Below are 25,233 nucleotides of genomic sequence, written 5' to 3'. Positions count from 1 at the left end.
ACCAACCACAATGGGGAGGCCCTCCGGGCTGGGCGCCACCGCAGAGCAGCGGGCAGAACCATCCAAGCCAAGCTGCTCCGGGATGGCCCCCAGGGCCTCCGTATGGGCAGCCCCTCTACGTCGCGCCCCCAAAGCCAGGAGTCATTCCCCTGCGTCCGCTGCAGTTCGGCGAGATTCTGGATGGCTCCTTCCAAACAATCCGCCGCAATGCTGCCTCGATGTTTGGTTCCGCCCTGATTGTCCAAGCCATTGGAGCAGTCTTCATCGGCATCGTCACCGTTGGGATGTTCCAGCTGTCGACTTCCCTTGAATCTGTCAGTTCAGAAGCAGAGTTGGCCGATGCGATGGGCCCGTTCCTCGCTTTCATGGCCGGCACCCTGGGCGTTTCCGTGCTGATCGGTTTCCTGGGTTCTGTCCTCCAAGGAGTTCTGGTTGTCCCGGTCTCCCGCTCGGTTCTCAACCGCCGGACTGGCTTCAAGCAAATGTGGAAGCTTGCAGGCCCGGGAATCCTGCCGCTCCTCGGCGTTGCCGCGCTGCTGACGCTGGGCGGCCTGCTCGTAGCTGCCGCAGTGATCGGGGTAGCGATCTTGTTATTCACTGCGATGGGACCCGCGGCCCTGCTTATCGTCCTGCCCTTGGGCCTGGGTTCCTTTGTGGCCTTCGTTTGGATCGGCCTGAAGTTAATGCTGGCTCCCGCCGCCATCGTGGTGGAGAAGACCGGCGTTTTCCAAGGATTGCTCCGATCCTGGCGATTGACGAAGAACAATTGGTGGCGGATCTTCGGCATCACCCTGGTGGTAGCCATCATGGTGGGAATCATCGCGCAGATCGTCCAAATTCCTGTGTCCTTGGCCTCCGCGGCCATTGGTGGAGTAGTTGCACCCCACCCTGATCCCGACTCGATGACCTCAACGTTGGTTCTGACCACTGTCATCTCCACTGCGATTGGGGCGTTGGTGGGGTCCGTGACATTCGCCTTTCAAGCGTCCGTGTCGGGCTTGATCTACATGGATCTTCGGATGCGTCGCGATGGCCTGGATGTTGAATTGATGCGGCTCATGGAAACTGGTTCCGATCCTGACGGTATTCCCGGTGGGCCATCCACGTTGACACGAAACACCAGCTGGCCACCTGATGGCGGGCAGTTTCCTTCCGTTCCCCCCGGGCAGCGGCCTCCCGCATGAAGGTCGCCGCCATTGACATTGCACCGTTGGCATTCATGGAACCACCGGTGGAACCGGACCGTGACGAAGCCCGGCGTTGGGCTGCTGAGGAGCTATCGAATCCCCGATATCCGGATGCAAGGCCCGGCTGGCTGGACCAGTTGTGGCGGGATTTCCTGGACTGGCTGGCATCGTTGGAAGGTGATGGACCTGGCACCGGACCCAACCTTGCTGTCCCGTTGATTGTGGTTTTGGCGCTGGCACTCATCATCGCTGCCGTCGTCGTCGTTCGGCCAAGACTCAACGCCCGACGACGGAAAGAACCCGGAGATCTCTATGGAGAAGACCAGAGCGTCGACGCCGGGAGCTACCGAAGCAGGGCGGCGACTGCAGCCGACAGTGGCAACTGGCCGGCCGCCGTCGTCGATCAATTTCGCGCTCTTGTCCGATCTGCCGAAGAACGGGACATCATTGATGCTCGAGCGGGCAGGACGGCAGACGAAGCAGCCGGTCAACTGGGCCAGGTTTTTGGTTCGGCCCAAGTCAGGCTGCTCGCCGCTGCGGGTGTTTTCGACGCCGTGCGGTACGGCGAACAAGCCGCAACACGGGCGGACTATGAGTCCGTCCGCCAGCTGGACGCTGATCTTCTTGATCTGAAGCCCGACTTCACAGGACAAGGCCACGCCGGATTCGCGGTACCACGATGACCACCATCTTGGAAGATAGCACCCCGGGTACCGACAATGCCGCTGCCGAAGGACTTCCCGCGGGTCAACGTTTCAGGGCCTGGTTCCGGAAACACCTGGTATGGATTGCCCTCGGCACCCTGCTTGCAGGCTTGGTCACTTTCCTGGCCATCAACAGCGTCTCCGGCGCAACTGATTCCCGGCGGCTCTCCGCACGGAATCCAGCGCCGGACGGCGCCATGGCTGCAGCCGAAATCCTCGCACGCCACGGAGTTTCCGTCACTCCGACAGACACGTTTGAAGACACTATGGATACGTTGTCAGCCAAGGACGAAGCCACGGTTCTCCTCTTTGACGCGCAGGGCTTTCTTGACCGGTCCCAACTGGAGGAGATCACTGCCGCAGCAGACCGCGTTGTGGTAGTTGCTCCACGGCTGAGGACACTCAATGGCCTGAACCAGGGGATCCGGCCCGGCGGTGTGGTTCCAGAAGCAACACAGGTGATCGAACCCGGATGTGAACAGGAAGATGCCAGGGCGGCGGGCCGGGTGTCCGCACAAGGATCTGTCCTGTCCGGGCCCGTGGTTTGTTATCCCACCCGCGAGGACGGACCAGGCTTGTATGCGGCGTCAGCCGATGGGCGGGTCATCGTCCTGGGCAGTAGGGAACTCATGGACAATCAACACCTAGCCTTGGAGGGCAATGCTGCCCTTGCCCTGCGTACCTTGGGGAACAACGCGGACCTCGTGTGGTACATCCCGGGCGTCGGCGATATCTCCGCCTCCAATTCAAACCCCACACTGAACGAGCTGGCACCGCGATGGCTGGCCTTCGCCGGACCGTGGCTGGGCTTGGTAGCCCTGTTGGCCATCGCTTGGCGGGGCCGGCGCATGGGCCCTCTCGTATTCGAGCCGCTGCCCGTGGTGGTCAAGGCCGTCGAGACAGCAGAAGGCCGGGCACGCCTTTACCAGGATTCACGGGCTGTGGGGCGGGCAGCCAACAACTTGAGGGCAGGAACCCTCTCACGGTTGGCCCGGCACTTCAACCTCGGCGCTGACACCACCGCCGAAGCAATAGTCGACGCAACAGCCCGCCATGCGGCGCAATCAACCCAGGAAGTCCGATTTGTCCTGATCGACTTCATGCCGGAAAGCGAAGGACAACTGGTGCAGTGGGCACAACAAATCGAACGAATCGAACAGGAGGCGACCGCCCGATGAGCAGCCAGCCAAACAGCTATACGGACAGCAACAGCCACTCCGCGGGAGGTACGACGCCTCGCCCGGATGTTATGCAGCCCGATGCACCCCAGCAAGACGCCAGCCCGCAGGGTGCTACCCGGCAGGGTGCGCCTCAGGCAACCGGACCCGCAGAAAACGGACAGCGCCGGCCCGGTGAGGATCCGGCGCGGCAGTCACTGCTGAATGTCAGGGCAGAGGTGGGCAAGGCCGTGGTCGGTCAGGACCCCACCGTAACGGGTATGCTGATCGCCCTGCTCTGTGGCGGACATGTTCTCCTCGAAGGTGTACCCGGTGTAGCCAAGACCCTGTTGGTCAGGGCGTTGTCCACCGCGCTGAGCCTGGACACAAAGCGCGTCCAGTTCACTCCGGACCTCATGCCCGGCGACGTCACGGGTTCACTGGTATATGACTCGCACACCTCTGAGTTCACTTTCCGCGAGGGACCGGTTTTCACCAACATCATGCTGGCCGATGAGATCAACCGGACCCCGCCCAAGACCCAGGCCTCGCTCTTGGAAGCAATGGAGGAACGCCAGGTTTCGGTGGATGGTGTGTCGCGTCCGCTTCCGAGCCCGTTCATTGTGGCGGCAACCCAGAACCCGGTGGAATACGAAGGCACCTACCCCTTGCCGGAAGCACAACTGGATCGGTTCCTCCTCAAGCTGACCATGCCACTACCTGGACGGGCAGAGGAGATCGAGGTCATCCGTCGCCACGCCAACGGCTTTGATCCCCGGAACCTGTCTGCAGCCGGCGTACGGCCCGTGGCGGGCGCCGTCGAGCTTTCCAGTGCCCAAGCGGCTGTCGCGCAAGTGGCCGTGGCTCCGGAAATCCTCGCGTACATAGTTGACGTGGTGCGCGCAACGCGGTCTGCTCCTTCTTTCCAACTCGGCGTTTCTCCCCGTGGAGCCACCGCCCTTCTCAACACTTCAAAGGCATGGGCATGGTTGTCCGGCAGGACTTTCGTGACTCCGGACGATGTCAAGGCTTTGTCGTTGCCGTGCCTGAGGCACAGGGTGGGTCTGCGTCCGGAGGCTCAAATGGACGGCATCCAAGTGGACGACGTCCTGGGCAGTATCCTGGCGTCCGTCCCGGTGCCGCGGTGATCTTCCGACCGGCATTGGCCGAGGGGGTTTGAGTGGCCATTACGGGTCGTTTCGTGTTGCTGGCCCTTCTGGGTTTGGTGCCCTTGGTGGTTTTTCCCGCGTGGAGCACCGTCCTGTTCGTGGCCGTGGGGCTGCTGCTCTTACTGGTTGCGGATCTTGTCTTGGCAGCCTCGCCCGCGAGGCTTGCCCTGGAACGCAGGCAACCTGGAAACGTGACGCTTGAGGGCGAGACGGACTCCGTTGTCACTGTCACCAATGGCACGCGGCGCAAGCTGCGCGCCGAGGTAAGAGACACGTGGCAGCCCTCCGCCGGCGCAGTGAACGCTGCACAGTCCTTGGTAGTCCCGTCCGGAGAGCGTCGCCGCATGACCGTGACCCTGGTTCCTCGTCGTCGCGGCGACCTCAAAAGCCCCCACGTGACCATCCGATCGTTTGGCCCCATGGGTTTGGCCGCAAGGCAGCGGACCCGCGCCCTGCCTGGCCAACTGCGGGTCCTCCCCCCGTTCCATTCAAAACGTCATCTCCCTTCCAAACTCCGGAAGCTTAGGGAGTTGGATGGCAGGGCCGCCGTACAGATCCGTGGGGCCGGCACCGAATTCGACTCACTGCGGGACTACGTCCGCGGTGACGATGTCCGGTCCATCGACTGGCGGGCCACCGCGCGGCGGACTTCAGTGGTGGTACGGACGTGGCGCCCGGAGCGCGACCGGCGCGTGGTCATCGTGCTTGACACTTCACGCACAGCAGCCGCCCGAATCGAGGATGAACCCCGGCTCGACACCGGAATTGAGGCGGCGCTGCTGCTCGCGGTGCTGGCCGAGCGCGGAGGCGACCGCGTGGACTTCCTCGCTTACGATCGGCGAATTCGCGCACGCGTTGAATCGGCCTCAAAAGGCAATCTGCTGGGTCAACTCGTCCAAGCCATGGCCCCCTTGGAAGCTGAACTGATCGAACTGGATTGGCAGCAGGTTCCGGCTCAGGTACGGGCAGTTTCGGCGCACCGATCCATGGTGGTCCTCTTGACAGCGCTCGACGGCGGCGCCCCCGAAGAGGGGCTCCTCCCCACTGTGGCGCAATTGTCGCGCCAACACGTTGTGGTGGTGGCATCGGTCCGGGATCCCCTGCTGTCTGCCATGAAAGAAGAAAGAACGACGGCCAGCCAGGTTTTCCGTGCAGCCGCCGCCGAGCGCGCATTGTTGGAGCGTTCCGCGGTGACGGCGCAGCTCCGGCAACTCGGAGCCGAAGTGGTTGACGCCGAACCCCACGATGTTCCTCCCTTACTCGCTGACACCTACATACGGCTCAAAGCAGCCGGGAGGCTCTAGTTCCAAGGTTTAGTTCCACGTACAAGGAAGGACCGCAATGAATACCCCCATCTACCAGCTGGCACTCGGCGACGAGTTCAGCCGGCTAACCCCGGAGCTCCAGGAGTATTTTTCGTTGGCTGCCGGCTCCGGATCGTATGGAATCGGAGAGGGAGTCTTTGACGTTGTCGGGTGCCGTCAAAAGTGGTTGCGGCCACTGCTCGCCCTGACGGGGAGCGAGGAGGCTTTCTTTCCTGATTACGGTGAGAGCATTCCGTTCCGCATCGAAAACCACGCCCATCTGGATCCTTTCGGACGACCGGCCCTGACGGCCCGTCGGGAGATCTATTTCCCTTCGGGTACACGGCTGTTCCACGATACGACGAGCGCGGTCCTGACTGGCTCCGACCATCGAAATGCCCATTTGGTGGACCATGTGGGGCGTTATCGCCGTCTTGTCACGGACCTGGATGTCAGCGTCACCGCTGAGGGCCGCCTTCGTGGCGTGTCCAAAGCAAGCAGACTATTCCTTGGCCCCTTGCGAGTACCATTGCCGAACGCACTTGATGCGCGTGCCTACGCGGAGCAGTGGTGGGACAGCGCAGAGCGCAAGCACCGCATCCAAGTCAAAGTCATCCAGCCCCAGATCGGCTTGGTCCTTGTATACGCAGGTCGCTTCGACTACCGCTTGGCACCATATCTGCCAGGAGCTGCGCCCGGTACCTCTCTCCCCCGCTATGCGGAACCAGACCGCTGGGAAGAGAGAATCTGACGCCTTCGCAGTTAGCCCTGAGCAAGCTGGTCCAGTCCGTCTGCCACTTGGGTCAGTTTAGATAGCACAGCCTTGGCCCTTGAAGGCTTGAAGTCAGCCAGCCCCTTAGAGGGAGTAACCCGGAGTCCCGCCAAGCCCGAGGCAGGAAGCCCGAGCTGCCGCCACGGCTTCGCGATGCTTTCAACAACCTCGGCGGTGCGTGGCAGTTGCGCCTGTGGCTCGCCTGTTGACAGTGCGCCCGCCCACAGGCGTTTTCCGTCCTCCACTGCTACAGCCAGCTGCTCCCATTGGCGTGTCGTCAGGGCTTTCAGGGGCACCGCGACGCCGTCGGCTCCCGCTGCCAGGATTCGCTCGATGGGCGCTTCGATTTCCGGTACTGAGACCACGGCCTCGACGACTCCCGCACTCTTGAGAGCGTCGATCACCACTCGCCACGCGCCTGTCACTTCCTCGCCGGATATGGACCGCAATGTTCGGTAGCCACTCGCCGTCGGGATCGTGCCGGCCGTGACGGAGGCGATGTCCGGCTCGTCAATTTGAACCACCAACCGGGCACCCGGGACAGCCGAGGCGATGCGGCTGAGGTGCTCTGTGATGCCGGCGGCCAAAGATTCCGCAATGTCCCTGCGGGCGCCATAATCCAGAAGTGCCCGTTCGCCGTTGTGCAGGTAAAGATTGGCAGCAAGACTCATGGGGCCCAACAGCTGGATTTTGAACTCCGTTGCAGCGACATCCTCGGCACCAGCTATGTCGGCCAATATATTGAGGTCGGTCGAGAGCGCAGAGCGGGCGCGCCGGGCATCCTTCCCGGGCTTGTCCACCAGACGCCAGCCGTGCGGTTGGACATCGATTGCCAGGTCGACCAACAGTGAGCCGGTCCTTCCGACAGCATCCGAGCCCACCCCTCGATCAGGCAACTCGGGCAGGAAAGGAAGGTGGGGGTCCCCCAATTCGCCCCGAATGATCCGGTTTGCTTCCGCGGGGTCGCTTCCGGGCCACGGGCCCAGTGCGGTGGCGCTGGCGCGCAAATTAGCCATTTCCGCCACGGCTCAGGCCTGCTGGCTGGAAATCTGGTGATCCTCGGCGATTGCCTCGTGATGGCGGATCACTTCGCTGATGATGAAGTTGAGGAATTTCTCTGCGAAGGCTGGATCAAGGTGCGCGTCCTCGGCCAGCCGTCGCAAGCGGGCGATCTGGGCCGATTCGCGGCCCGGATCTCCGGCGGGAAGCTTGTGGGTGGCCTTGAGGATTCCTACCTTTTGGGTGGCCTTGAAGCGTTCCGCGAGCAGGAAGACAAGTGTTGCGTCAATGTTGTCGATGCTGGACCGGATGGACAACAGCTCGTCCATGACTGCACGGTCCACTTGGCCGGCCAGGGAGCTCGCTGCCGGGTTGAAGGAATCGGCGTCATCAGGAAGGGCGTTGTTCTGCTCGGTCATGCATCCCAGTCTATGGTGTGGGGCGGTCCAGCCGCGGGTGATACCTGCGGGCCAGGACAGGCACGTTACAGCAACCATGGCCTCAGCTATTGGCGTATCCCTTAACGCGGAGAAGGTACGCCCGCCACAGTGGGGGGCGTACCTTCTCTACATTGCGTGGATTCTCCGGGGACGGTCTAGTCGCCAAGCAACGATCTAGCCGCCCAGCAGAGTGCGGTGCGCTTCCCGCCGTCGTGCTTGTTCGTCGGGGTCCGGCACCGGCAGCGAGGCGATGAGCCTCTTGGTGTACTCATGCTGCGGTGAGCCCATCACATGGTTTCCGATCCCCTGCTCCACCAGCTGGCCTTTGTACAGCACGCCAACCCAGTGGGACAACATGTCCACTACTGCGAGGTCGTGGCTGATGAACAGAGCCGCGAAACCGTACTGCTCCTGTATGTCCTTGAACAGGTCCAACACTTTGGCCTGCACCGAGACATCCAAGGCGGAGGTGGGTTCGTCGGCGATCAGGAGGCGCGGGTTGAGTGCCAGCGACCTCGCCAAGGATGCGCGCTGCCGCTGCCCGCCGGACAGCTCGTGCGGGTAGCGCTCCGCGTACGACGCCGGCAGCTGGACTGATTCGAGCAGCTCACCTACCTTTTTCCTCGCCTCAGCGGCACCGGGCTTGGTGTGGATAAGCAGCGGTTCTGCGACGCACTCGCCGATGGTGAGGTGCGGGTTGAAGGACGCCGCCGGATCCTGGAAAACGAAGCCGATCTCCTTGCGGAGCGGACGGAAGGTACGCTCTTTGAAGTCCAGCATCTCGTACCCAAGAACCTTCAGGCTGCCTCCGGTGGTTCGGGTCAGGCCAGCTATGGCCCGTCCAATGGTGGATTTTCCGGAACCTGATTCACCGACCAGTCCGAAAACCTCATTCTCCGAGACCGTAAAGCTGACGTTGTCCACGGCCTTGAACCCGTGCCTGCCGAAACGGCCGGGGTATTCGATGGTGAGGTTCTTTGCTTCCACCAGGATTTTGCCTCCCTGGTGGAGCCGGCCACGGGCACCCTCGGAGGCCGAGTTTCGTCCGAGGTGCGGTACTGCGGCCAGCAGTTTCCTGGTGTACTCCTGCCGGGGTTCGGCAAACAGGACCCGTGAAGGAGCCTCCTCCACAACGTCGCCCTGGTACATGACCACAACGCGGTCGGCCAAATCTGCCACTACACCCATGTTGTGCGTGATGAGCACGATTGAGGTGCCATAGTTGTCCCTCAGGTCGCGGAGGAGCTGCAGGATTTCAGCCTGGACTGTGACATCCAGCGCGGTGGTAGGCTCATCCGCCACGATCAGTCCCGGGTTGAGGGCCAAGGCCGCAGCGATTACCACGCGTTGCTTCTGACCACCTGAGAACTGGTGCGGGTAGTAGTTGACCCGCGTCTCAGGATCCGGGATGCCCACCTTGCGGAGCGCCTCGGTTGCCCGGTGCTTGGCTTCCTTGGCGGAGATGCGACGGCCGTCCGTGGCGTGTGCCCGGATACCTTCGGCAATCTGCCAGCCCACGGTGAAGACCGGGTTCAGGGCCGTGGAAGGCTCTTGGAACACCATGGCAACATCCCGGCCACGGATTTTGCGAAGCGTCGATTTGCTGACGCTGATGACGTTGTTGCCGTTGATCACCACGGCACCGGAGCTGATGGCAGTTTCCGGAAGCAGGCCCAGGATGGTTTTGGCTGTCACGGTTTTGCCGGAACCCGATTCCCCTACGATGGCCACGACTTCACCGGCTCCAACTTCCAGGCTGACGTCCTTTACAGCGTGAACGTCCCCGCCATCAGTGGCGAAGGTGACTTGGAGCCGATCGATGGTTAGTACAGGCGGCTCGGTGCTGACGTGATCTGACTCATTTCCCAAGTTGGTGGTCATGGCTTGCCTGCCTCTGTCGGGTTTGAAGGCGTTCCTGCCGTTGTTGGTGTTGGTGTCCTGCCCGCGCGTTTGCGTCCACGGATCCGGGGGTCATTGAGGTCGTTGATGCTCTCGCCCACGAGGGTCAGCCCCAGGACCGTGAGTACGATCGCGATCCCGGGGAAGACGCCCGTCCACCAAATACCGGACGAAGTGTCCGCCAGTGCCTTGTTGAGGTCAAACCCCCATTCAGCGGCTGATGTGGGCTCGATGCCGAAGCCAAGGAAGCCCAGGCCGGCGAGCGTCAGGATCGCCTCGGAAGCGTTCAGGGTGAACATGAGCGGCAGGGTCCGGGTGGCGTTCTTGAAAATGTGCCTCCCAATGATGCGCACGCTGGAAGCCCCGAGCACTTTGGCCGACTCGACGAACGGCTCGGCCTTGAGACGAATGGTCTCTGCCCGGATGACCCGGAAGTACTGCGGGACAAAGACCACCGTGATGGAGAAAGCACAAGAGAAGATGCCGCCCCAGAAACTGGATTGTCCCCGGCTGATCACGATGGAAATTACGATTGCCAGGAGCAGGGTAGGAAACGCATAGATGGCATCCGCCACTACCACCAGAATCCTGTCCAGCCACCCTCCGAAATATCCACTGAGCAGACCAAGGGCGACACCGAGGAACAAGGACATCGCCACTGACACAACGATGACTGTCACCGCTGTTTGGGAACCCCAAACCACCCGTGACAAGACGTCGTAGCCGCCAACAGTTGTTCCCAGCAGGTGCTTGGAGTTCGGAGCTTCCTGGGTGGGAAACGAACCGGATGCGTCGCTGAGTTGGGAGTAGCCATAGGGAGCAAGGAGAGGTGCAAAGATGCTCGTAAGGATGAAGAGTCCACTGAGGACAAGGCCCACAATGAGCATGCCTCGCTGAAGTCCGACGCTTTTCTTCAAGTGGCTTACCACGGGAAGCCTTGAGAACAAGGGCTGCTTGGGTCGGGTCAATGGGGAAGTGCTCATGGTCAGTACCTCACTCGAGGGTCGATGAGTGCGGCAATAATATCCACCACGAAGTTGGTGACGGCCACAATGATGGCCAGCAATACAACGATTCCCTGGACGGCCACAAAGTCGCGCGCGTTCAGGTACTGCACCAGTTGATAGCCCAGGCCCTTCCACTCAAAGGTGGTTTCGGTCAGAATGGCGCCGCCCAGCATCAGGGCAATTTGCAGGCCCATGACAGTAATGATGGGAATCAGTGCCGGTTTGTAGGCATGCTTGGTCACCAGGCGGAACTCACTGACACCGCGGGAACGCCCGGCCTCAACGTAGTCCTTTCCCAGCGTGCCGATGACGTTGGTGCGCACCAGTCGCAGGAAGACGCCGGCGGTCAACAATCCGAGGGCTACTGCGGGGAGCACCGCGTGGGCCACGATGTCCCCCAGGGCTGCGAAGTTGCCGCTGCGCAATGCGTCCAGCCAGTAAATGCCTGACGGTGCAGCCAGGCCGCTCATGGTCAGTTCCGTTCGCGTAGAGGCTCGACCAGCTACGGGGAACCATCCAAGCCACACGGAAAACGTCAGTTTGAGGAGGAGCCCGGAGAAGAAAACAGGTGTGGCGTAGCAGAGGATGGCGAAGAACCTCAGAAACGCATCAGGAGTCTTGTCCCGGTGCTGTGCGGCAATGAGACCGAAGGGGATGCCGACTGCCAGCGCGACGATCAGTGCGTTGATCGACAGCTCGAGTGTGGCTGCACCGAAAGTGGTAAGTACTTCCACCACTGGCCGCCGGTCGGTGATGGTGCTGCCAAAATTGCCGGTGATGAGTTGGCCCAGGTATTCGAAGTACTGGACCAGTACGGGCCGATCGTAGCCGGCCTCTTGTATTCGCTGGGCCAGGACGTCCGGGGGCAGGCGTCCGCCTTGCGATGCCGTGATGGGGTCTCCAATGACCCGCATCAGGAAGAAGACGAGAGTCACCAAGATGAAGACGGTGGGGATGATCAGGAAAAACCTGACCACGATGTATCTGCCCAGACCTCCCCCGGCTTTGGACTTGCTCTTGGGAGCAACGATGCCGGGCTCAGCCTCGGGAACCTCAATAAGTGTTGTCATTGTTACCTGCATTTCCTGCCCGTGGATTGCGCGGGGTTGTCTCATGCGAGCCGGCCACCTGGGTGGTCAGCAAAGGAGGCGGGACACCGGATCAGTGTCCCGCCTCCCTTTCCTCACAAAGGTGCGGTTACTTGGAAATTACTCCGAGGCGGAACTTGAACGATGGGTCCAGTGTCTTCTCGACGCCATTCACGCCGCTTCCGACAACCGCCACCTGGGCGCCCTGGAGCAGGGGCAGGGTGGAAATGTCCTTGGCCAAGGCGTTCTGGACATCCTTGATGGCAGCCTCGCGGCTGGTCTTGTCCGCATCCGTCAGCTGCTTGGCGATCAGCCCATTGACTTCGGGATTGTTGTAATGGTTCTTCAGGAAGCCGCCTTCCGGGAAGAACGGCGTCAGGTAGTTATCGGAATCGCTGAAGTCCGGGAACCAGCCAAACTGGAACAACGGGTACTCGTCGGCACGGCTGGCCTTGCTGTAAGTGACCCATTCTGTGGACTGCAGGTTCACGGTGAAGAGACCGGACTTCTCCAGCTGCTCCTTGACCATGGCGTATTCATCGCCGGAGGATCCGCCGTAGTGATCCGGGTTGTACTGCAGGTTCAGTGCGACGGGTTCCGTGATGCCGGCATCCGTCAGGACCTTCTTTGCCTTGTCCAGGCTTGGCTTTCCGGCATCGCCATAGGCGTCCTTGAACGACTCGTTGGCGCCGAGGAATCCGCTCGGAACGTTGGAGTACAGGGGCAGGTAGGTGCCCTTGTATACCTGGTCAGCGATAGCCTGGCGGTCAACGAGGTTGGCCACGGCCTGGCGAACTGCGAGTGCCTTCGCAGGGTCTGCGCCGGCTGCCTTGGGTCCGTACGGCATGGTGTCGAAGTTGAAGGTGATGTAGCGGATCTCGCCACCCGGTCCGGTGAGGACCTTGACCTTGGAGTCCTTGCGCAGGTCGTCGATATCCGTGGCGCTCAGGCTGCGGAAGGCTACGTCAATGGCACCTTGCTGGATTTCCAGCTTCAGGTTGGTGGGGCTGGCGTAGTACTTAATGGTGGCAGCATCATTGGCGGGCTTGCCAAGAACGCCTTGGTAGTCAGCGAGGGCCTTAAAGCTGACCAGTTCGTTCTTTTTGTAGCTGTCAATCGTGTACTGGCCGTAGAACGCGTTCGCTTTGATGATCTCGTCGTCCGAAAGAATCTTGTCGGCCGGGAAGACTTCATCGTCCACGATCGGCGCGGCAGGGCTGCTGAGGATCTGGCTGAACGTTTGGTCGTTGGCGTTCTTCAACTTGAATACCACGGTGGTGGCATCGGGCGTACTTACGCTTTCGATGTTGGTCAGCAGCGAGGCAGGTCCGGCGGGATCGTTGATTGCCACCTGTCGATCGAAGGAGTGTTTGACGTCCTTGGAATCCAAAGTGTGCCCGTTGGCCCACTTGAGACCCGACTTGAGCTTGACGGTGTATTCCGACGGCGCCGTGAACGACGACGATTCGGCGAGGTCGGGAACGGGCTCCGCACCGCCGGGCTTCGAATTCAGGAGAAATGAGTAGACCTGGTTCATCACCATAAACGAACCGTTGTCATAGGACCCGGCAGGATCCAGCGACGTGACTTTGTCAGTAGTGCCGTAGGCGATGGGGCCTGCGGCGGCCGGGGCGGATGATGAACCGCCGCCGGAGGGACCCGTGCATGCCGTCAGGGCGAGCGCGGAAATGCCCGCCAGCGCGATAACGCCGTGCAGGGCCTTCTTGTTCAGTGCCATCTGGTGAACCTTCTGTTCGATGGATTCGGCGCGCCGCCGTGGGATATTTGTGACGGCGCGCACTCTTGATTCCACGATTCAATCAGACTTCGAAGGCCGCGAACCCTTCATTTTGTGATTCGAGACACAAAATTTACTTTCCAGTAGGTTTCGCCGGGAAGGTGCCGGCTCCTAGAGGACTTCCCGCTGGAGTGAGCGGGCCGCGTCAATGGTTGCCTGCCCCAGGACGCGGCTGCCTTGGTAGAGAACGACGGTCTGGCCCGGGGCCACGCCTCTCAAGGGATCCGTCAGCGTGACAACAATCTGGGCACGCTCCACTCCGGATTCGTCAGCAACGGATTCAACACGGGCGATTGCCGGAACAGGATCGCCGTGCGCCCGGACCTGGGCGTGGCAGTCGAACTCAGCGCCGGTGGCGACTTCGGAAATGGGCACGCCGGCCCAGGAGACCTTGATACCGCGAATCTCGTCGATCGCCAGCAGGGCTTCCGGTCCCACGACCACCTTGTTTTCCTTGGGGCGGATCTCCAGGACGAACCGGGGCTTACCGTCTGCCGCGGGGGTTCCCAGCTTCAGGCCGCGCCGCTGCCCCACCGTGAAGGCGTTGGCACCGGGATGTTCGCCAACCTTGACACCGGTTTCGTCAACGATGTCGCCGGTTGTCATGTCAATCTTCTCGGCCAACCATCCGCGGGTGTCACCGTCGGAAATAAAGCAAATGTCGTGGCTGTCCGGCTTGTTGGCCACGGACAGCCCGCGACGCTCGGCCTCCGCACGCACCTCAGCCTTGGAAGGGGTGTCGGCCAGCGGGAACATGGAGTGCTTGAGTTGCTCGTGGGTCAGCACACCGAGAACGTAGCTCTGGTCCTTGGCCCAATCGGCGGCGCGGTGAAGTTCACGGTTGCCGTCGGCGTCTTCGATGACTTTGGCATAGTGACCGGTGCACACGGCGTCGAAGCCCAGCGCAATGGCCTTTTCCAGGAGGGCGGCGAACTTGATCCGCTCGTTACACCGCATACAAGGGTTGGGCGTCCTGCCCGCAGCGTACTCATCAATGAAGTCCTGGACCACATCTTCCTTGAAACGCTCCGAGAAGTCCCACACGTAGTAGGGAATGCCCAGAACGTCGCAGGCACGCCAAGCATCGCGCGAGTCTTCGATGGTGCAGCAGCCCCTGCTTCCTGTGCGCAGGGTGCCGGGCATGCGCGACAACGCAAGGTGGACTCCGACGACGTCGTGTCCGGCCTCCACGGCCCGGGCTGCGGCCACGGCGGAGTCTACTCCGCCGCTCATTGCTGCAAGTACTCGCATGCTGGCTTTCTGTGTCTGTGGGATTTGGAGCAACTGATCCGGCTGGGAAGAGTCGGCGTGCCCATCCATTCTAGCCCGTAATGTCACGCCCGCCCTAAAACCCCTTGACTGGCCACACCCCTGCTTCTAAAGTCAAAACTAGTGGTTTTAGAATCGAGCTGACATGGCAAACGAACACATCGTTATTGCGGGCGGCGGGCTCGCCGGGGCTACTGCGGCCAAAACCCTCCGGGCCGAGGGCTACGGAGGGGACGTCACCGTGGTGGGCGCCGAGCAGCGGACACCCTACATACGCCCACCCCTGTCCAAAGAATTCCTCCTGGGTAAAGCTGACGCAGATTCTGCCCTCGTAGTACCCGGGGACTGGTACGGGGAGAACGACGTCGAGCTTCTTCTTGGCAGCCCCGTCAGCCGGATCTACCCTGATGGACATCAGGTAACTCTGGCCGACGGCCGACGCCTCGTCTACTCCAAACTGCTTCTGGCTACGGGTGCCCGGCCTCGTACTCTCCCGCTTCCCGGCGTAGACCTTGGCGGAGTCATGACGTTCCGGACACTGGATGACAGCCTGCGACTTCGGTCCCTCCTGAAAGGCGGAGGACGGAGGGTGGTCATGATCGGGTCCGGATGGATCGGTATGGAACTGGCCGCTGCAGCCCGCACGTACGGCAACGACGTCACGCTGCTGGGGCTGGAAGACATACCTTTGAGTGCCGCTATCGGCCCTGAACTCGGCCTATACTTCCAACGTCTCCATGAAGACCAAGGCGTCAGTTTCCGTCTCCCGGCAAGCGCCGTCGGGATTGATGGACAGGACGGCATGGCGACGGCGGTTCGCACCAATACCGGCGAAATGCTGCCTGCTGACGTCGTCATCGTTGCCGTCGGCGTCGTACCGGACACAGCACTTGCCGAAGCCGCCGGGCTTGAAATACGCAATGGAATACTGGTGGATGCCGGACTGAGGTCCAGCGCTCCGGATGTGCTGGCCGCCGGAGACGTCGCCAACGCACTGCATCCCTTTACCGGCGAGCACCATCGCAGCGAGCATTGGGCCAACGCACTCAACGGCGGCAAAGTGGCGGCAAAGTCCATGATGGGCCAGGACGCCAGATTGGATGTGGTGCCCTACTTCTATACGGACCAGTTCAGCCTGAGCATGGAGTACTCGGGCTTTCCCTCGTTGACACTCGGAATCCCACCGGTGATTCGCGGCTCGTTGGATGAGGGCAGCTTCATTGCTTTCTGGTTGAGGGAGGGCAATGTAGTGGCCGGAATGAGCGTCAACCAGAGCCGCGTCCAGAAACCCATCAAGGCATTGATTTCGAACCGCGTCCCGGTAGATGTAGTGAAACTGACGGATCCCGGAGTACCGCTGGACGAACTGGTGCCTGGCTAGCAGGAGTCTCTACAAAGTTTCTGCCGAGGCTTGCCGGGCTACCGTCGCCGCTGTCTGAATGCTGGATTCATGACCAGCCATTCCTGCCTGCCTGGCCCTGAGGCATGCCTCGGGAAGTGCCTTCAGGAGCGCGTCCACATCCGCCTCGGTGGAACTGTGGCCCAGGGTAAATCGCTGGGCGCCGCGGGCAGTATCCTCGTCCAAGCCCATGGCCAGGAGGACGTGTGATGGCCTGGGCACACCAGCGGTGCACGCCGAACCCGTAGAAGATTCAACACCTGCCAGGTCCAGGAGAAAGAGCAGTGAGTCGCCTTCACAACCAGGGAAGGTGAAGTGGGCGTTTCCCGGCAGCCGACCGTCCCCGGGAGCACCCCTCAGCACCGCGTCGGGAATCAATTCGAGTACCCCGCGGATGAGGCGGTCCCGTAACGAGCTGAGGCGTTCACGTTCACGCTCCAAGTTTGCCGTCACAGCCTCGGCGGCTGCGGCAAAGGCTGCAATTGCGGGGGTGTCCAACGTCCCGGACCGTACATCGCGCTCCTGGCCACCCCCGTGCTGCACCGGCGTCAGCTTCACAGCCCTCCCCAGGAAAAGGGCGCCAACCCCTACGGGACCACCAAGCTTGTGCCCTGAGACGGACATTGCGGAGAGCCCGGAACCACGAAAATCCACAGGAACGGAACCGAACGCCTGGACAGCGTCGGAGTGGACCGGAATGCCATGCTGCTTCGCCAGTTCCACGATCTCCGTAACCGGCTGGATGGTGCCTACTTCATTGTTGGCCCACATGACGGTGATCAGGGCTACCGATTCGGGCTCGCGTTCGATTTCGTGCTTGATGACGTCCATCCGGGCCTTCCCGTCTGCGTCCACGGGAAGCCATGCAACGTGCGCGCCTTCATGCTTTTCAAGCCACTCCACGGTATCCATGACCGCATGATGCTCCACGGCGGAGCAGAGGATGCGCGTGCGGCGCGGGTTCTCGTCCCGCCTGGCCCAAAACAGCCCCTTGACTGCCAGGTTGTCCGCTTCCGTCCCGCCTGAGGTGAAAATAACCTCAGATGGAAGTGCCCCGGCAGCCGCGGCGAGCGTCTCCCGTGCGTCCTCTACCGCCCGCCTCGCGCGGCGCCCTGCGCCGTGCAGCGACGAGGGGTTCCCCGTCCGCGCGAGTTCGCGCGTCATGACGGCCAGCGCTTGGGCCGACAGGGGCGTGGTTGCAGCATGGTCAAGGTATACAGGCACCCTGCAATTCTACCGACGACGAGCGTTCAGAAGCCGCCCGCTCAGGAATCGCCCTCAAGGGTGGTGATGCGCGCACAGCAGTGTCCCGGTGCATGGTCCGGATCCGGCACGACGACGTCGGCGCTGAGTCCGGAGGCCGTCGCAGCACCGCTGAGGAAGGCGCCGTTCATGGCGCACACTACCTCCTTGTGGTCCAGCGACAGGCGATGGAAGGGACAGTTCAGCAGGCGGTATCCCCCGGAGGCATCGGGGGTGGGATGGTACCCAAGCTCCGAGATCGCACCCAGGAAATCGCCAGGCCTTCCCAACTCGCTTCCCCTGGCTGAAGCGACCTCATGCAGGGCAGCCTCAACGGGAGCGCCATCGGACTCAGCCCGCTGGATGGCTGCAGCCATGAGGTGGCCGGCGAGGTCATAGTGCCGCTCCGGGATGGAGACGCCAATCTCATCCACCATTGGCCTGTACAGCTTGGATGGCCGCCCCGAGCCTGGACCCGTCCGGTCGGGCGACTTCCTGAACTCGACTTGCAAAAGTCCTTCGCGAACCAGGCGGTCCAAATGGAAAGACACCGAACTGCGGGGCAAGTCCAGAGTCAAGGCCGCCTCATCCCGCCCCACCGCGCTGCTGGCATTCAGAACGTATTCATACAACTTGCGGCGGTTCTCATCGCCCAACACAGCGATAGCTGCGATTTTGCGGATCCACGGGAGGTCGAAAGTGCCCATGCATTACGTTAACTCTAAAAACAAGAATTGCTGCTTTATGCGCTGCCCGGATCAAGACGGCGGTACCACGACGAGCTGGGCCATGATCTCAGCACGCGCCGGGGCCAAGGTCTTGTCATCCGGGCATGCCAGGGAGACATACACCGAGGACGCGGGGGCGCTGAACAACCTGGCCAGGACAACAGCCGACTGGCCGCCGGATGCTGAAGAGGATTCCAAACTGAGGAACTCAACGCTGTGTTGCGGTTTGTCAGAGTCTTCCCCCCAACGCAACGACGCCGGCTTCAAGCTGTCCACCGCAGCGCCGGCATTCAAGTAATCGAACAATGCCTTGGTTGACGCGACGTCGTCGCCAGCCACCACCAACGGCCCCTGGTTCACGCTGACCCGGACCGCGAGAATGCATCCATCCGTCTTCTTGTATCTGGTCTCACCCTGCAGGGCGGAGTGAACCACGGACCAGCCTGGCACTTCCTCCAACCGCGTGGAGACAGTCACCGGCTCCCCCGGTGCCAAGGTTCCTCCTGCTGCCAGCGGCAAATCCTTGGCGGCCACCGCGGCCGCATCGTGTCCAGGAGTGATAGTCGGAGTAGCCAGCGTGGATACCGATGGCGAAGGCTTCGGGGCTGCCGGATCCGGAACGTTGACAGTGCAGCCAGCCAGCAGGACGCCTGCGGCTCCGCCGGCAACCAAGCCAGCCAGTCGTCGTCGAACGTTGTTCGCCACTATTTCTCCCCGTCTGCTCCCTAAGCCCTGCCGTCCGGGCCATGCCGCCTGATATCCGGCAACCGCGGCTTGTCGCCGCGATCGAGTCTAGCCGCCTGCCGCAACGAGGCTCCGCCAGCACCGCGCACGCACTAGGCAAGCACCCATAAGCCTGCGGGAACAAGATCGACGACGACGGGCAACTCGGCGATGCGCTCCCCGTCGGCGTAGGCCACCACGCTTTCGGCGTCCAACTGCACTTTCCGGACGCGCTTGATCTCCACGGCAGGATGGCTGGTGTGTTTTCCGGCGAAAACCTTGGGAAACACGGCAAGGAAGCTGAGCCGCGACAAGGGCTTCACCACAAACATGTCCAGCCACCCGTCATCGGGAACCGCGTCAGGTGTAATCTGCATGCCCCCGCCTATGAACTGACCGTTGGCCACTGAAATGAGCAAGGCAGGCTGACGCCAGGCCACGTCATCGGCGGTCACGGTGTAGGTGATTCGCCGGAAGGAAACCAGTTCCCTGAGCATCGCAAGGTTGTACCGGCTCTTCCCGCGGGGCCACCGCCAGGAATTGGCCCGCTCGTTGACGGCCGCATCAAAGCCGGCGGACAGGACGCCCGCGAAGTAGCTGGTCTCACCGCCTGCGGCGACCCGTCCGACGTCGATCCTGCGCCCGCCCGTTTCCAGGGCAGCCAGCAGCCTGCGGCACGCGGCACCAGTGTCGTTCAGCGGCAAAGCCAACAGCCGCGCGACGTCGTTGCCTGTTCCGGCAGGAACAATGCCGAGGGGAATGTCCATCCCGGCAACCGCATTGACACCCAGATGGACCATGCCGTCGCCACCCACCACTACCAACGCCTCCACACCAGCCGCCAAGGTCACATCCACCGCCCTCCGCAGGGCGTCGTAGTCGTCCGCTTCAAGTACGACGACGTCCAGGCCGGCGGCGCGGAGGAGACCTACGGCTTGGTGCCCGGCATTGCGCCCGCGGCCGAACGAGGCAGCAGGGTTGATGGCGACAGCGATTTTCTTCGGCATGCTCAGGTGTTATCGGTTGCCGAAGGGTTCACAGCGTGAATTATGCCAGCGGGAACCACGGGGCCCGTTACCGACGTTCACATAGTGGCTGGATAAACTTGCCAGTACCGCGCTTCCCCGGAAGCGCACCACCATCACAGAGAAGGGCCCGTGCTTGGCCGAGGGCAACAGCTCGCACTATCAGGTTCTCCGCGTTTCCGTCACAGCTACGGACAAGGAGATCAAAGTGGCGTACCGAAAGGCTGCCAGGAAGGCACACCCTGACCACGGTGGAGAAGCCGAGATGTTCCGGCGTGTCACCCTCGCTTACGAAACCCTGATTGATCCCAAACGACGGGCCGAATACGACCGAAGGTACGCCTGTGGAGCCTCAAGCGTCAGTCAGCCCCGGCCCGGGGACTACACCGGCGCTGCCTCGCCGGGTCCCTCCGCCACCACAAACGTCAAGCGACCCCAGGCCCAGCGCAATACGGCGGGCGACCCCCCGGTCTATGTCCCTGCGTTTGACGATCCCACCGAGGTTCCGCTCATTTCAGCGGCCGAAGCGGCCCAGCAGGTCCACGGGCTCCCGCGCAAACGCGGCAAATTTGGAGCCGAGGCCCGCATTCAACGCGAGATGCGCACTGTGCAGCTCATCAGCCGGCAGGTCCTGACTGCCATACCCGCCGCCAGGCTGATCAACGGCTTGCGCTCGCCGTCGGACAACAATCACATCGATCACGCCGTCCTTTCCGGCTACCGGCTGGCGCTGATCGGTTCCATGCTCCTGCCCAGAGGTGCCTATGCCTGGGATGGCCACTCGCTGCGGCACGGCGGTCGTTCGGTAGCTCCACCGCAGCTCGCGCACATCGTCCGCCATATGCAGGACCTCTTTCCCGAACTCAATGTCACCGGCTGGGTGGTTCTGCACAGTCCTGACGGCAACCTCCACGAACCAGTTATCGACCAATACGGCAAGGGCCAGTCGAGCCACAACGCTGTGGAAGTAGTCAACGCGGCAGGGCTGGTGAGGGGGCTCAAGCAATTTCTCAGTTCAGGGCCAGCGCCGAACACTGTGGTGATACCAGTCCTGGCACGTCTGCTTCGCGGGATGCACTAGGCGCAGCCGACTTCTACGCGGCTGACTAAGATGGGACCGTGTTCCGCATCCTCTTCCACACTCCAGAAATCCCGGGCAATACGGGCAACGCCATCCGTTTGGCCGCCATCACGGGGGCCGAGCTTCACTTGGTGGAGCCCCTCGGCTTCGATTTTTCCGATGCCAAGCTGCGCCGCGCCGGCCTCGACTACCACGATCTCGCCGTAGTTACTGTCCACAAAGACATCGATGCCGCGTGGGCCGCACTCAAGCCGGAACGGGTTTTTGCCTACACCTCCGACGGTGAGACGTCCTATACGGACATCAGTTACCGCGAGGGCGACGTCCTCATGTTTGGTCCGGAATCCGTGGGCCTGCCGGATTGGCTCAAACAGGATCCGCACGTTACAGCGCGTGTTCGCCTTCCCATGAAGCCTTCGCTCCGTTCGCTCAACCTGGCCAACGCTGCTTCGATCGCCGTCTTTGAAGCTTGGCGGCAGAACGGATTTGCCGGCGCCAAGGTGTAGCCCATCCAACGGCCCCACAGCACCGAATACCTTATGCAGGACAACTCCTGCCTTGGACATTCGTTGAGGGAGCCTACGTGAGTGCGCTGCAGACCAAGGTGATGACGGCAAGCCGCTGCACCGCCGCGCCGTCGACGCAATCCCGTGATGCTGCCGGTTTCAAACCGGACGACATATGCTGGACGGTGATGGACATCCCCAACAACCCCGGCCCCCCGGTCTCCGAAGCTACCGGCTCTGCGACTGATCTGAACTCGCAGCTGGCTGGCTTGCTCGAACTCGTGGCAGCACGCGACCAGCATGCTTTCGCCGAGTTCTATAGCCTCACCTCGCGGCGTGTGTTCGGTATGGCCAGGCGCGTCCTGATAGACCCTGACCTCAGCGAGGACGCCACCCAAGAGGTCTATATCCAGGTTTGGCAGGGTGCTGCCAAATTCGACCGTGCCGCCGGGACTCCATTGGCCTGGCTGATGACCATCGCCCACCGGCGGGCCATTGACCGTGTCCGCGCCGTGCAAGCGGCAACCGACCGCGAAGCCAAGTACGGCGCAGCGAGCCTCGATCCGGACCGCGACCTGGTGGCAGAGGAAGCCGACACGAACCTGGAGGCCGAAGCTGTTAGCCGCTGCCTCGGTACGCTCACGGACACGCAGCGCGAATCCGTCCGCCTCGCATACTATGGCGGACTGACCTACCGGGAAGTAGCCGAGCATCTCGGTGCCGCTGTCCCCACCATCAAATCCCGCATCCGTGATGGACTACTACGTCTGAAGACCTGCCTGGGGGTGGGTTGATATGAGTGAAAACACCAGTGGAGGCTTTATCCGCAGAATGTTTGCCAACGACATCGCCACCGACCTCGCCGAGGGCCGCGTTCTGGAACTGGCGGAAATCTATGCCCTGGACGCCGTGAACGACGACGAACGGGCCATGATCGACGACTACATCAAGGACGCTCCTGAACGTCCTGAGTTCCTGGATCGGGTCCGCGAAGCCCGCGAGGCACTGTCAGTCAGCTTCGCGCCGGAAGAGGCACCCCCGGTCGGGCTCTTCGACAACATCATGGAACGCATCACCACGGATGCCGTCATCCAACCCCCTGCTGAGCCGGCGGCCCCGCCGGCAGCGAATCCCGCCGTCGACGACCTTGCGGCGGCCAGGGCCAGGCGCGCAGAACGCACTCGCACCGGTGGCGCACGCAGATGGATCGTCGGAGCTGCCGCAGCAGCTGTGATTGCACTGGGCGGCATCGGAGTGGGCGCCTACGTTTCTGCGCAGAATGACCCGGTCAACCAGGTTCTGCAGGCACAGGACGTCCAGAAGAAGTCCGCGCCTGTTCCCGGCGGTGGTACGGCCACCATCTCTGCATCATCGGCCAAAGATTCCTTCGTGGTTCTGATGGACGGGGTTGCACCGGCACCGGAAGGCAAGGTCTACCAGTTGTGGACCTTGCCCAAGGACGGCTCCGCCCCTGTACCGCAGGGAACCATGGATGCGGAGACGCTCTCCAAGCCAGCCGTCGTAAAGGGCCTGTCCTCAGCCTCGTCCGTAGCCATCACCGTGGAACCCACTGGCGGATCCAGTGCCCCCACCACGGACCCGGTCCTGGTGGTGGGGCTCAGCGCCTGACACATGACGAAACAGCGCACGACGCCGGCCGCCCCACCTAAGGGGACGGCAGGCGTCGTGCGTTTGTCGGCTGCTTTCGCAGCTACAAGATCGTTTTCGCAGCTACAACACGAGCGATAGAAGCATCACGAAGCCGAAGCCCACCACGGAGATCAGCGTCTCCATCACGGACCAGGTTTTGAACGTCTGCCCAACGGTAAGACCGAACAATTCCTTGACCAGCCAGAATCCAGCGTCATTGACGTGGGACAGGAACAGGGACCCTGCTCCGATGGCCAAGGCCAGCAAGGCTGCGTGCGTCGGGCTAAGGCTGCTGGCGAGGGGTGCCACAATGCCCGCTGCAGTCACGGTCGCCACTGTCGCCGAGCCCGTGGCCAGGCGGAGAGCCACCGCCACGATGAAGCCGAGCACCAGGACCGACATGTTGGCGCCTTCTGCCCATTTCTTGACGGCATCGCCTACGCCGGCACCGATCAAGGTCTGCTTGAAACCACCACCGGCGCCCACAATGAGGAGGATGGCAGCGATGGGCCCCAGGCTTTCACCCAATTTGGCTGTGATCCTGCTGCCGGTGAAGCCTACGGCGTATCCGAACGTCACGATTGCCAAAAGGACCGCCAACGTCATGGCCACCAGAGGCTGGCCCACGAAGTCGAAGAAGATCCTGATTGCCGGTGCCGTTTCAGGGTTTGGCCAGATGATGCCGCCCAAAGCCTTCAGCAACATGAGGACCACGGGGAAGATAATGGTCAGCAGTGTCACAAGGAACGACGGCTGGCGCTTCACTTCGCTCAGATCGGCTGCGTGCTGGGTGTCGATGCCTCCGGCTACGGCCGGAGCGTCAACAGGTACCCAACGGGCAGCCAACCGCGAGAAGAGCGGGCCACAGATAATAACCGTGGGGATCGCCACGAGGATGCCCAAGCCGAGCGTTGTTCCCAGTTCCGCTTTGACTGCGCTGATCGCAATCAACGGACCCGGGTGCGGTGGCACCAGTCCGTGAAGCACGGACAGGCCTGCCAACGCCGGAATAGCGATACGCATCAGCTTCATCTTGGACCGCTGGGTTACCAGGACAATCACCGGAAGCAGCAGAACGAGTCCGATTTCGAAGAACATTGGCAAGCCGATGATCACAGCCACGAGCGTGATCATCCACACGAGCTTGTTGCCGCTGGCTTTAGCCAACAGGGTGTCCACCACGCGGTTGGCTCCGCCGGAATCAGCCAGCAGCTTCCCCAGCATGGCTCCGAGCGCAATGAGCAGGCCGACTTCCTTGAGGACACCCCCGACGCCGTCCTCGAAGTTGGTGATCACCTTGCCCAGTTCCACGCCTGACGCCAGTCCCACGAAGGCCGAGCCCAGGACCAGCGCCAGGAACGGATGCAGTTTCAGCTTCGCGATCAGCACCACGATCAGTGCAATGCCCAGTGCTGCCACCACAAGAAGTTGGGTGTCGTGCGCTGTCCATTCCTGCACCTGGGTCGCTGTTTCCAGGACCCTCACGAGGCGGTCACTTCGGTACCGGCGCCCAGGGGCCGGAGGCCGAGCCGTTCAATCACTTCGTCGGCTTCTTCGGCCGGCGACGCGGAAACACACAAGGAGATGTGGTGTTCGTCTTCCGTGGGTTCCTCAAGTGCGTCGAACTGGGATTCCAGGAGCGACGGCGGCATGAAGTGCCCATGCCTGGAGGCAAGGCGATCCGAGATCTTGTCCTTGCTCCCCTGCAGGAAGACGAAGACAACGCCTTCACCCCTGAGTACGTCGCGGTATTTCTTTTTCAGTGCCGAGCAGGTGATGATCGCCGGGGTTCCGGAATCCACGTGCGCCCTGATCCAATCCGAGATGATACCCAGCCAAGGCCAGCGGTCCTCATCGCTGAGGGCCTGTCCCGAGTGCATCTTTGCCACGTTCGCTTCAGGATGGAGATCATCGCCTTCGGCAAGGTCCCATCCAAGTTTCCCTGCCAATACGCCGGCTACAGTCGATTTGCCCGAACCGGAGACTCCCATAATCACCAGTACAGGTTGCTGCGCAGTCTTCGCCATCAAAGTCTGCCTTCCTCGAATAAATATGATTTAACCGAGATCAAGCATATGACACGGGT

At 62.0% G+C, this 25,233-nt stretch carries 24 protein-coding genes; 11 read left to right on the top strand and 13 right to left on the bottom strand.

What is annotated here, in order from left to right:
• Positions 1–218 precede the first annotated feature (218 nt).
• Genes ACZ881_RS00480 through ACZ881_RS00455 form a run of 6 tightly spaced genes read left to right on the top strand, consistent with a single transcriptional unit; the run spans position 219 to position 6,272 of the window.
• Positions 219–1,184, top strand: a complete 966-nt coding sequence (locus ACZ881_RS00480; RefSeq protein ID WP_476111901.1) for a DUF7847 domain-containing protein — start codon at positions 219–221, stop codon at positions 1,182–1,184.
• Positions 1,181–1,870, top strand: coding sequence for a DUF4129 domain-containing protein (locus tag ACZ881_RS00475; protein WP_476111899.1), 690 nt, complete (start codon positions 1,181–1,183; stop codon positions 1,868–1,870). Before ACZ881_RS00480 ends, ACZ881_RS00475 begins: the two co-directional genes overlap by 4 nt.
• The gene (locus ACZ881_RS00470) at positions 1,867–3,069 is read left to right on the top strand and encodes a DUF4350 domain-containing protein (RefSeq protein ID WP_476111898.1); all 1,203 of its coding nucleotides are present in this window, start codon (positions 1,867–1,869) and stop codon (positions 3,067–3,069) included. Before ACZ881_RS00475 ends, ACZ881_RS00470 begins: the two co-directional genes overlap by 4 nt.
• A complete protein-coding gene (locus tag ACZ881_RS00465; RefSeq protein WP_476111897.1) occupies positions 3,066–4,196 on the top strand; it encodes an AAA family ATPase in 1,131 nt (376 codons plus the stop codon). The genes ACZ881_RS00470 and ACZ881_RS00465 overlap by 4 nt, the downstream gene beginning before the upstream one ends.
• Before the next feature lie 32 nt (positions 4,197–4,228).
• Positions 4,229–5,521, top strand: a complete 1,293-nt coding sequence (locus ACZ881_RS00460; protein WP_091468595.1) for a DUF58 domain-containing protein — start codon at positions 4,229–4,231, stop codon at positions 5,519–5,521.
• Positions 5,522–5,558: 37 nt separating this feature from the next.
• Positions 5,559–6,272: a DUF4166 domain-containing protein gene (locus ACZ881_RS00455; RefSeq protein ID WP_476111896.1), complete on the top strand. Its 714-nt coding sequence runs from the start codon at positions 5,559–5,561 to the stop codon at positions 6,270–6,272.
• Positions 6,273–6,283: 11 nt separating this feature from the next.
• On the opposite strand, the gene ACZ881_RS00450 is transcribed toward ACZ881_RS00455, so the two are convergent.
• From ACZ881_RS00450 to mnmA, 7 genes are all read right to left on the bottom strand, one after another.
• Entirely contained in the window at positions 6,284–7,309 is a 1,026-nt protein-coding gene (locus ACZ881_RS00450; RefSeq protein WP_476111895.1) for a uroporphyrinogen decarboxylase/cobalamine-independent methonine synthase family protein, read from the bottom strand.
• Between the two features lie 12 nt (positions 7,310–7,321).
• A complete protein-coding gene (locus ACZ881_RS00445) occupies positions 7,322–7,711 on the bottom strand; it encodes a chorismate mutase (protein ID WP_054808477.1) in 390 nt (129 codons plus the stop codon).
• Positions 7,712–7,906: 195 nt separating this feature from the next.
• Complete coding sequence (locus ACZ881_RS00440) at positions 7,907–9,613, bottom strand: dipeptide ABC transporter ATP-binding protein (protein ID WP_476111894.1); 1,707 nt, start codon at positions 9,611–9,613, stop codon at positions 7,907–7,909.
• The gene (locus ACZ881_RS00435; protein ID WP_476111892.1) at positions 9,610–10,614 is read right to left on the bottom strand and encodes an ABC transporter permease; all 1,005 of its coding nucleotides are present in this window, start codon (positions 10,612–10,614) and stop codon (positions 9,610–9,612) included. Before ACZ881_RS00435 ends, ACZ881_RS00440 begins: the two co-directional genes overlap by 4 nt.
• 2 nt (positions 10,615–10,616) lie before the next feature.
• The gene (locus tag ACZ881_RS00430) at positions 10,617–11,708 is read right to left on the bottom strand and encodes an ABC transporter permease (protein ID WP_091468608.1); all 1,092 of its coding nucleotides are present in this window, start codon (positions 11,706–11,708) and stop codon (positions 10,617–10,619) included.
• 127 nt (positions 11,709–11,835) lie between these two features.
• Positions 11,836–13,464: an ABC transporter substrate-binding protein gene (locus tag ACZ881_RS00425; protein ID WP_476111890.1), complete on the bottom strand. Its 1,629-nt coding sequence runs from the start codon at positions 13,462–13,464 to the stop codon at positions 11,836–11,838.
• A gap of 171 nt (positions 13,465–13,635) precedes the next feature.
• Positions 13,636–14,757 carry a tRNA 2-thiouridine(34) synthase MnmA gene (mnmA, locus tag ACZ881_RS00420; protein WP_243836845.1) on the bottom strand — a complete coding sequence of 374 codons (1,122 nt, stop codon included), beginning with the start codon at positions 14,755–14,757 and terminating at the stop codon, positions 13,636–13,638.
• Between the two features lie 181 nt (positions 14,758–14,938).
• On the opposite strand from mnmA, the gene ACZ881_RS00415 reads away from it, so the two are divergent.
• Positions 14,939–16,174 carry an NAD(P)/FAD-dependent oxidoreductase gene (locus ACZ881_RS00415; protein WP_476111888.1) on the top strand — a complete coding sequence of 412 codons (1,236 nt, stop codon included), beginning with the start codon at positions 14,939–14,941 and terminating at the stop codon, positions 16,172–16,174.
• A gap of 9 nt (positions 16,175–16,183) precedes the next feature.
• On the opposite strand, the gene ACZ881_RS00410 is transcribed toward ACZ881_RS00415, so the two are convergent.
• The 4 genes from ACZ881_RS00410 to ACZ881_RS00395 all read right to left on the bottom strand — a co-directional run bounded on the left by ACZ881_RS00410 (position 16,184) and on the right by ACZ881_RS00395 (position 19,892).
• Entirely contained in the window at positions 16,184–17,416 is a 1,233-nt protein-coding gene (locus ACZ881_RS00410; RefSeq protein ID WP_476111887.1) for a cysteine desulfurase family protein, read from the bottom strand.
• Between the two features lie 41 nt (positions 17,417–17,457).
• The gene (locus ACZ881_RS00405) at positions 17,458–18,141 is read right to left on the bottom strand and encodes a helix-turn-helix transcriptional regulator (RefSeq protein ID WP_476111886.1); all 684 of its coding nucleotides are present in this window, start codon (positions 18,139–18,141) and stop codon (positions 17,458–17,460) included.
• A gap of 51 nt (positions 18,142–18,192) precedes the next feature.
• Positions 18,193–18,867, bottom strand: coding sequence for a hypothetical protein (locus tag ACZ881_RS00400; RefSeq protein WP_476111884.1), 675 nt, complete (start codon positions 18,865–18,867; stop codon positions 18,193–18,195).
• Between the two features lie 131 nt (positions 18,868–18,998).
• A complete protein-coding gene (locus tag ACZ881_RS00395) occupies positions 18,999–19,892 on the bottom strand; it encodes a diacylglycerol/lipid kinase family protein (protein WP_476111883.1) in 894 nt (297 codons plus the stop codon).
• A gap of 154 nt (positions 19,893–20,046) precedes the next feature.
• Here ACZ881_RS00395 and ACZ881_RS00390 point away from each other — a divergent pair, with 154 nt between their 5' ends.
• The 4 genes from ACZ881_RS00390 to ACZ881_RS00375 all read left to right on the top strand — a co-directional run bounded on the left by ACZ881_RS00390 (position 20,047) and on the right by ACZ881_RS00375 (position 23,126).
• Positions 20,047–20,991: a J domain-containing protein gene (locus ACZ881_RS00390; RefSeq protein WP_476111882.1), complete on the top strand. Its 945-nt coding sequence runs from the start codon at positions 20,047–20,049 to the stop codon at positions 20,989–20,991.
• Between the two features lie 38 nt (positions 20,992–21,029).
• Positions 21,030–21,497: a tRNA (cytidine(34)-2'-O)-methyltransferase gene (locus ACZ881_RS00385; RefSeq protein WP_178996968.1), complete on the top strand. Its 468-nt coding sequence runs from the start codon at positions 21,030–21,032 to the stop codon at positions 21,495–21,497.
• Between the two features lie 188 nt (positions 21,498–21,685).
• Positions 21,686–22,291, top strand: coding sequence for an ECF RNA polymerase sigma factor SigK (sigK, locus tag ACZ881_RS00380; protein WP_476112641.1), 606 nt, complete (start codon positions 21,686–21,688; stop codon positions 22,289–22,291).
• Position 22,292: 1 nt separating this feature from the next.
• Positions 22,293–23,126 carry an anti-sigma factor gene (locus ACZ881_RS00375; protein WP_476111880.1) on the top strand — a complete coding sequence of 278 codons (834 nt, stop codon included), beginning with the start codon at positions 22,293–22,295 and terminating at the stop codon, positions 23,124–23,126.
• 102 nt (positions 23,127–23,228) lie between these two features.
• Here the strand turns inward: ACZ881_RS00375 and ACZ881_RS00370 are convergent, their stop codons facing one another.
• Both ACZ881_RS00370 and ACZ881_RS00365 read right to left on the bottom strand, forming a co-directional pair.
• A complete protein-coding gene (locus tag ACZ881_RS00370; RefSeq protein WP_091468631.1) occupies positions 23,229–24,632 on the bottom strand; it encodes a GntT/GntP/DsdX family permease in 1,404 nt (467 codons plus the stop codon).
• The gene (locus ACZ881_RS00365) at positions 24,629–25,174 is read right to left on the bottom strand and encodes a gluconokinase (protein WP_178996970.1); all 546 of its coding nucleotides are present in this window, start codon (positions 25,172–25,174) and stop codon (positions 24,629–24,631) included. The genes ACZ881_RS00370 and ACZ881_RS00365 overlap by 4 nt, the downstream gene beginning before the upstream one ends.
• Between the last annotated feature and the right edge of the window lie 59 nt (positions 25,175–25,233).

The sequence above is a fragment of the Paenarthrobacter sp. TE3676 genome (assembly GCF_056279165.1).
The sequence above is the reverse complement of the archived record's forward strand: the minus strand, read 5'-3'. Positions and strand labels throughout refer to the sequence as shown.

What these genes read in the sequence shown, in the direction of transcription:
- ACZ881_RS00375 (WP_476111880.1), top strand. Translation starts at nt 22,293, where the DNA reads ATGAGTGAAAACACCAGTGGAGGCTTTATCCGCAGAATGTTTGCCAAC.
- ACZ881_RS00435 (WP_476111892.1), bottom strand. Translation starts at nt 10,614, where the DNA reads ATGAGCACTTCCCCATTGACCCGACCCAAGCAGCCCTTGTTCTCAAGG.
- ACZ881_RS00450 (WP_476111895.1), bottom strand. Translation starts at nt 7,309, where the DNA reads ATGGCTAATTTGCGCGCCAGCGCCACCGCACTGGGCCCGTGGCCCGGA.
- ACZ881_RS00425 (WP_476111890.1), bottom strand. Translation starts at nt 13,464, where the DNA reads ATGGCACTGAACAAGAAGGCCCTGCACGGCGTTATCGCGCTGGCGGGC.
- ACZ881_RS00465 (WP_476111897.1), top strand. Translation starts at nt 3,066, where the DNA reads ATGAGCAGCCAGCCAAACAGCTATACGGACAGCAACAGCCACTCCGCG.
- ACZ881_RS00405 (WP_476111886.1), bottom strand. Translation starts at nt 18,141, where the DNA reads ATGGGCACTTTCGACCTCCCGTGGATCCGCAAAATCGCAGCTATCGCT.
- ACZ881_RS00470 (WP_476111898.1), top strand. Translation starts at nt 1,867, where the DNA reads ATGACCACCATCTTGGAAGATAGCACCCCGGGTACCGACAATGCCGCT.
- sigK (WP_476112641.1), top strand. Translation starts at nt 21,686, where the DNA reads ATGGACATCCCCAACAACCCCGGCCCCCCGGTCTCCGAAGCTACCGGC.
- ACZ881_RS00445 (WP_054808477.1), bottom strand. Translation starts at nt 7,711, where the DNA reads ATGACCGAGCAGAACAACGCCCTTCCTGATGACGCCGATTCCTTCAAC.
- ACZ881_RS00395 (WP_476111883.1), bottom strand. Translation starts at nt 19,892, where the DNA reads ATGCCGAAGAAAATCGCTGTCGCCATCAACCCTGCTGCCTCGTTCGGC.
- ACZ881_RS00415 (WP_476111888.1), top strand. Translation starts at nt 14,939, where the DNA reads ATGGCAAACGAACACATCGTTATTGCGGGCGGCGGGCTCGCCGGGGCT.
- ACZ881_RS00455 (WP_476111896.1), top strand. Translation starts at nt 5,559, where the DNA reads ATGAATACCCCCATCTACCAGCTGGCACTCGGCGACGAGTTCAGCCGG.
- ACZ881_RS00440 (WP_476111894.1), bottom strand. Translation starts at nt 9,613, where the DNA reads ATGACCACCAACTTGGGAAATGAGTCAGATCACGTCAGCACCGAGCCG.
- ACZ881_RS00480 (WP_476111901.1), top strand. Translation starts at nt 219, where the DNA reads ATGTTTGGTTCCGCCCTGATTGTCCAAGCCATTGGAGCAGTCTTCATC.
- ACZ881_RS00365 (WP_178996970.1), bottom strand. Translation starts at nt 25,174, where the DNA reads ATGGCGAAGACTGCGCAGCAACCTGTACTGGTGATTATGGGAGTCTCC.
- ACZ881_RS00475 (WP_476111899.1), top strand. Translation starts at nt 1,181, where the DNA reads ATGAAGGTCGCCGCCATTGACATTGCACCGTTGGCATTCATGGAACCA.
- ACZ881_RS00430 (WP_091468608.1), bottom strand. Translation starts at nt 11,708, where the DNA reads ATGACAACACTTATTGAGGTTCCCGAGGCTGAGCCCGGCATCGTTGCT.
- mnmA (WP_243836845.1), bottom strand. Translation starts at nt 14,757, where the DNA reads ATGAGCGGCGGAGTAGACTCCGCCGTGGCCGCAGCCCGGGCCGTGGAG.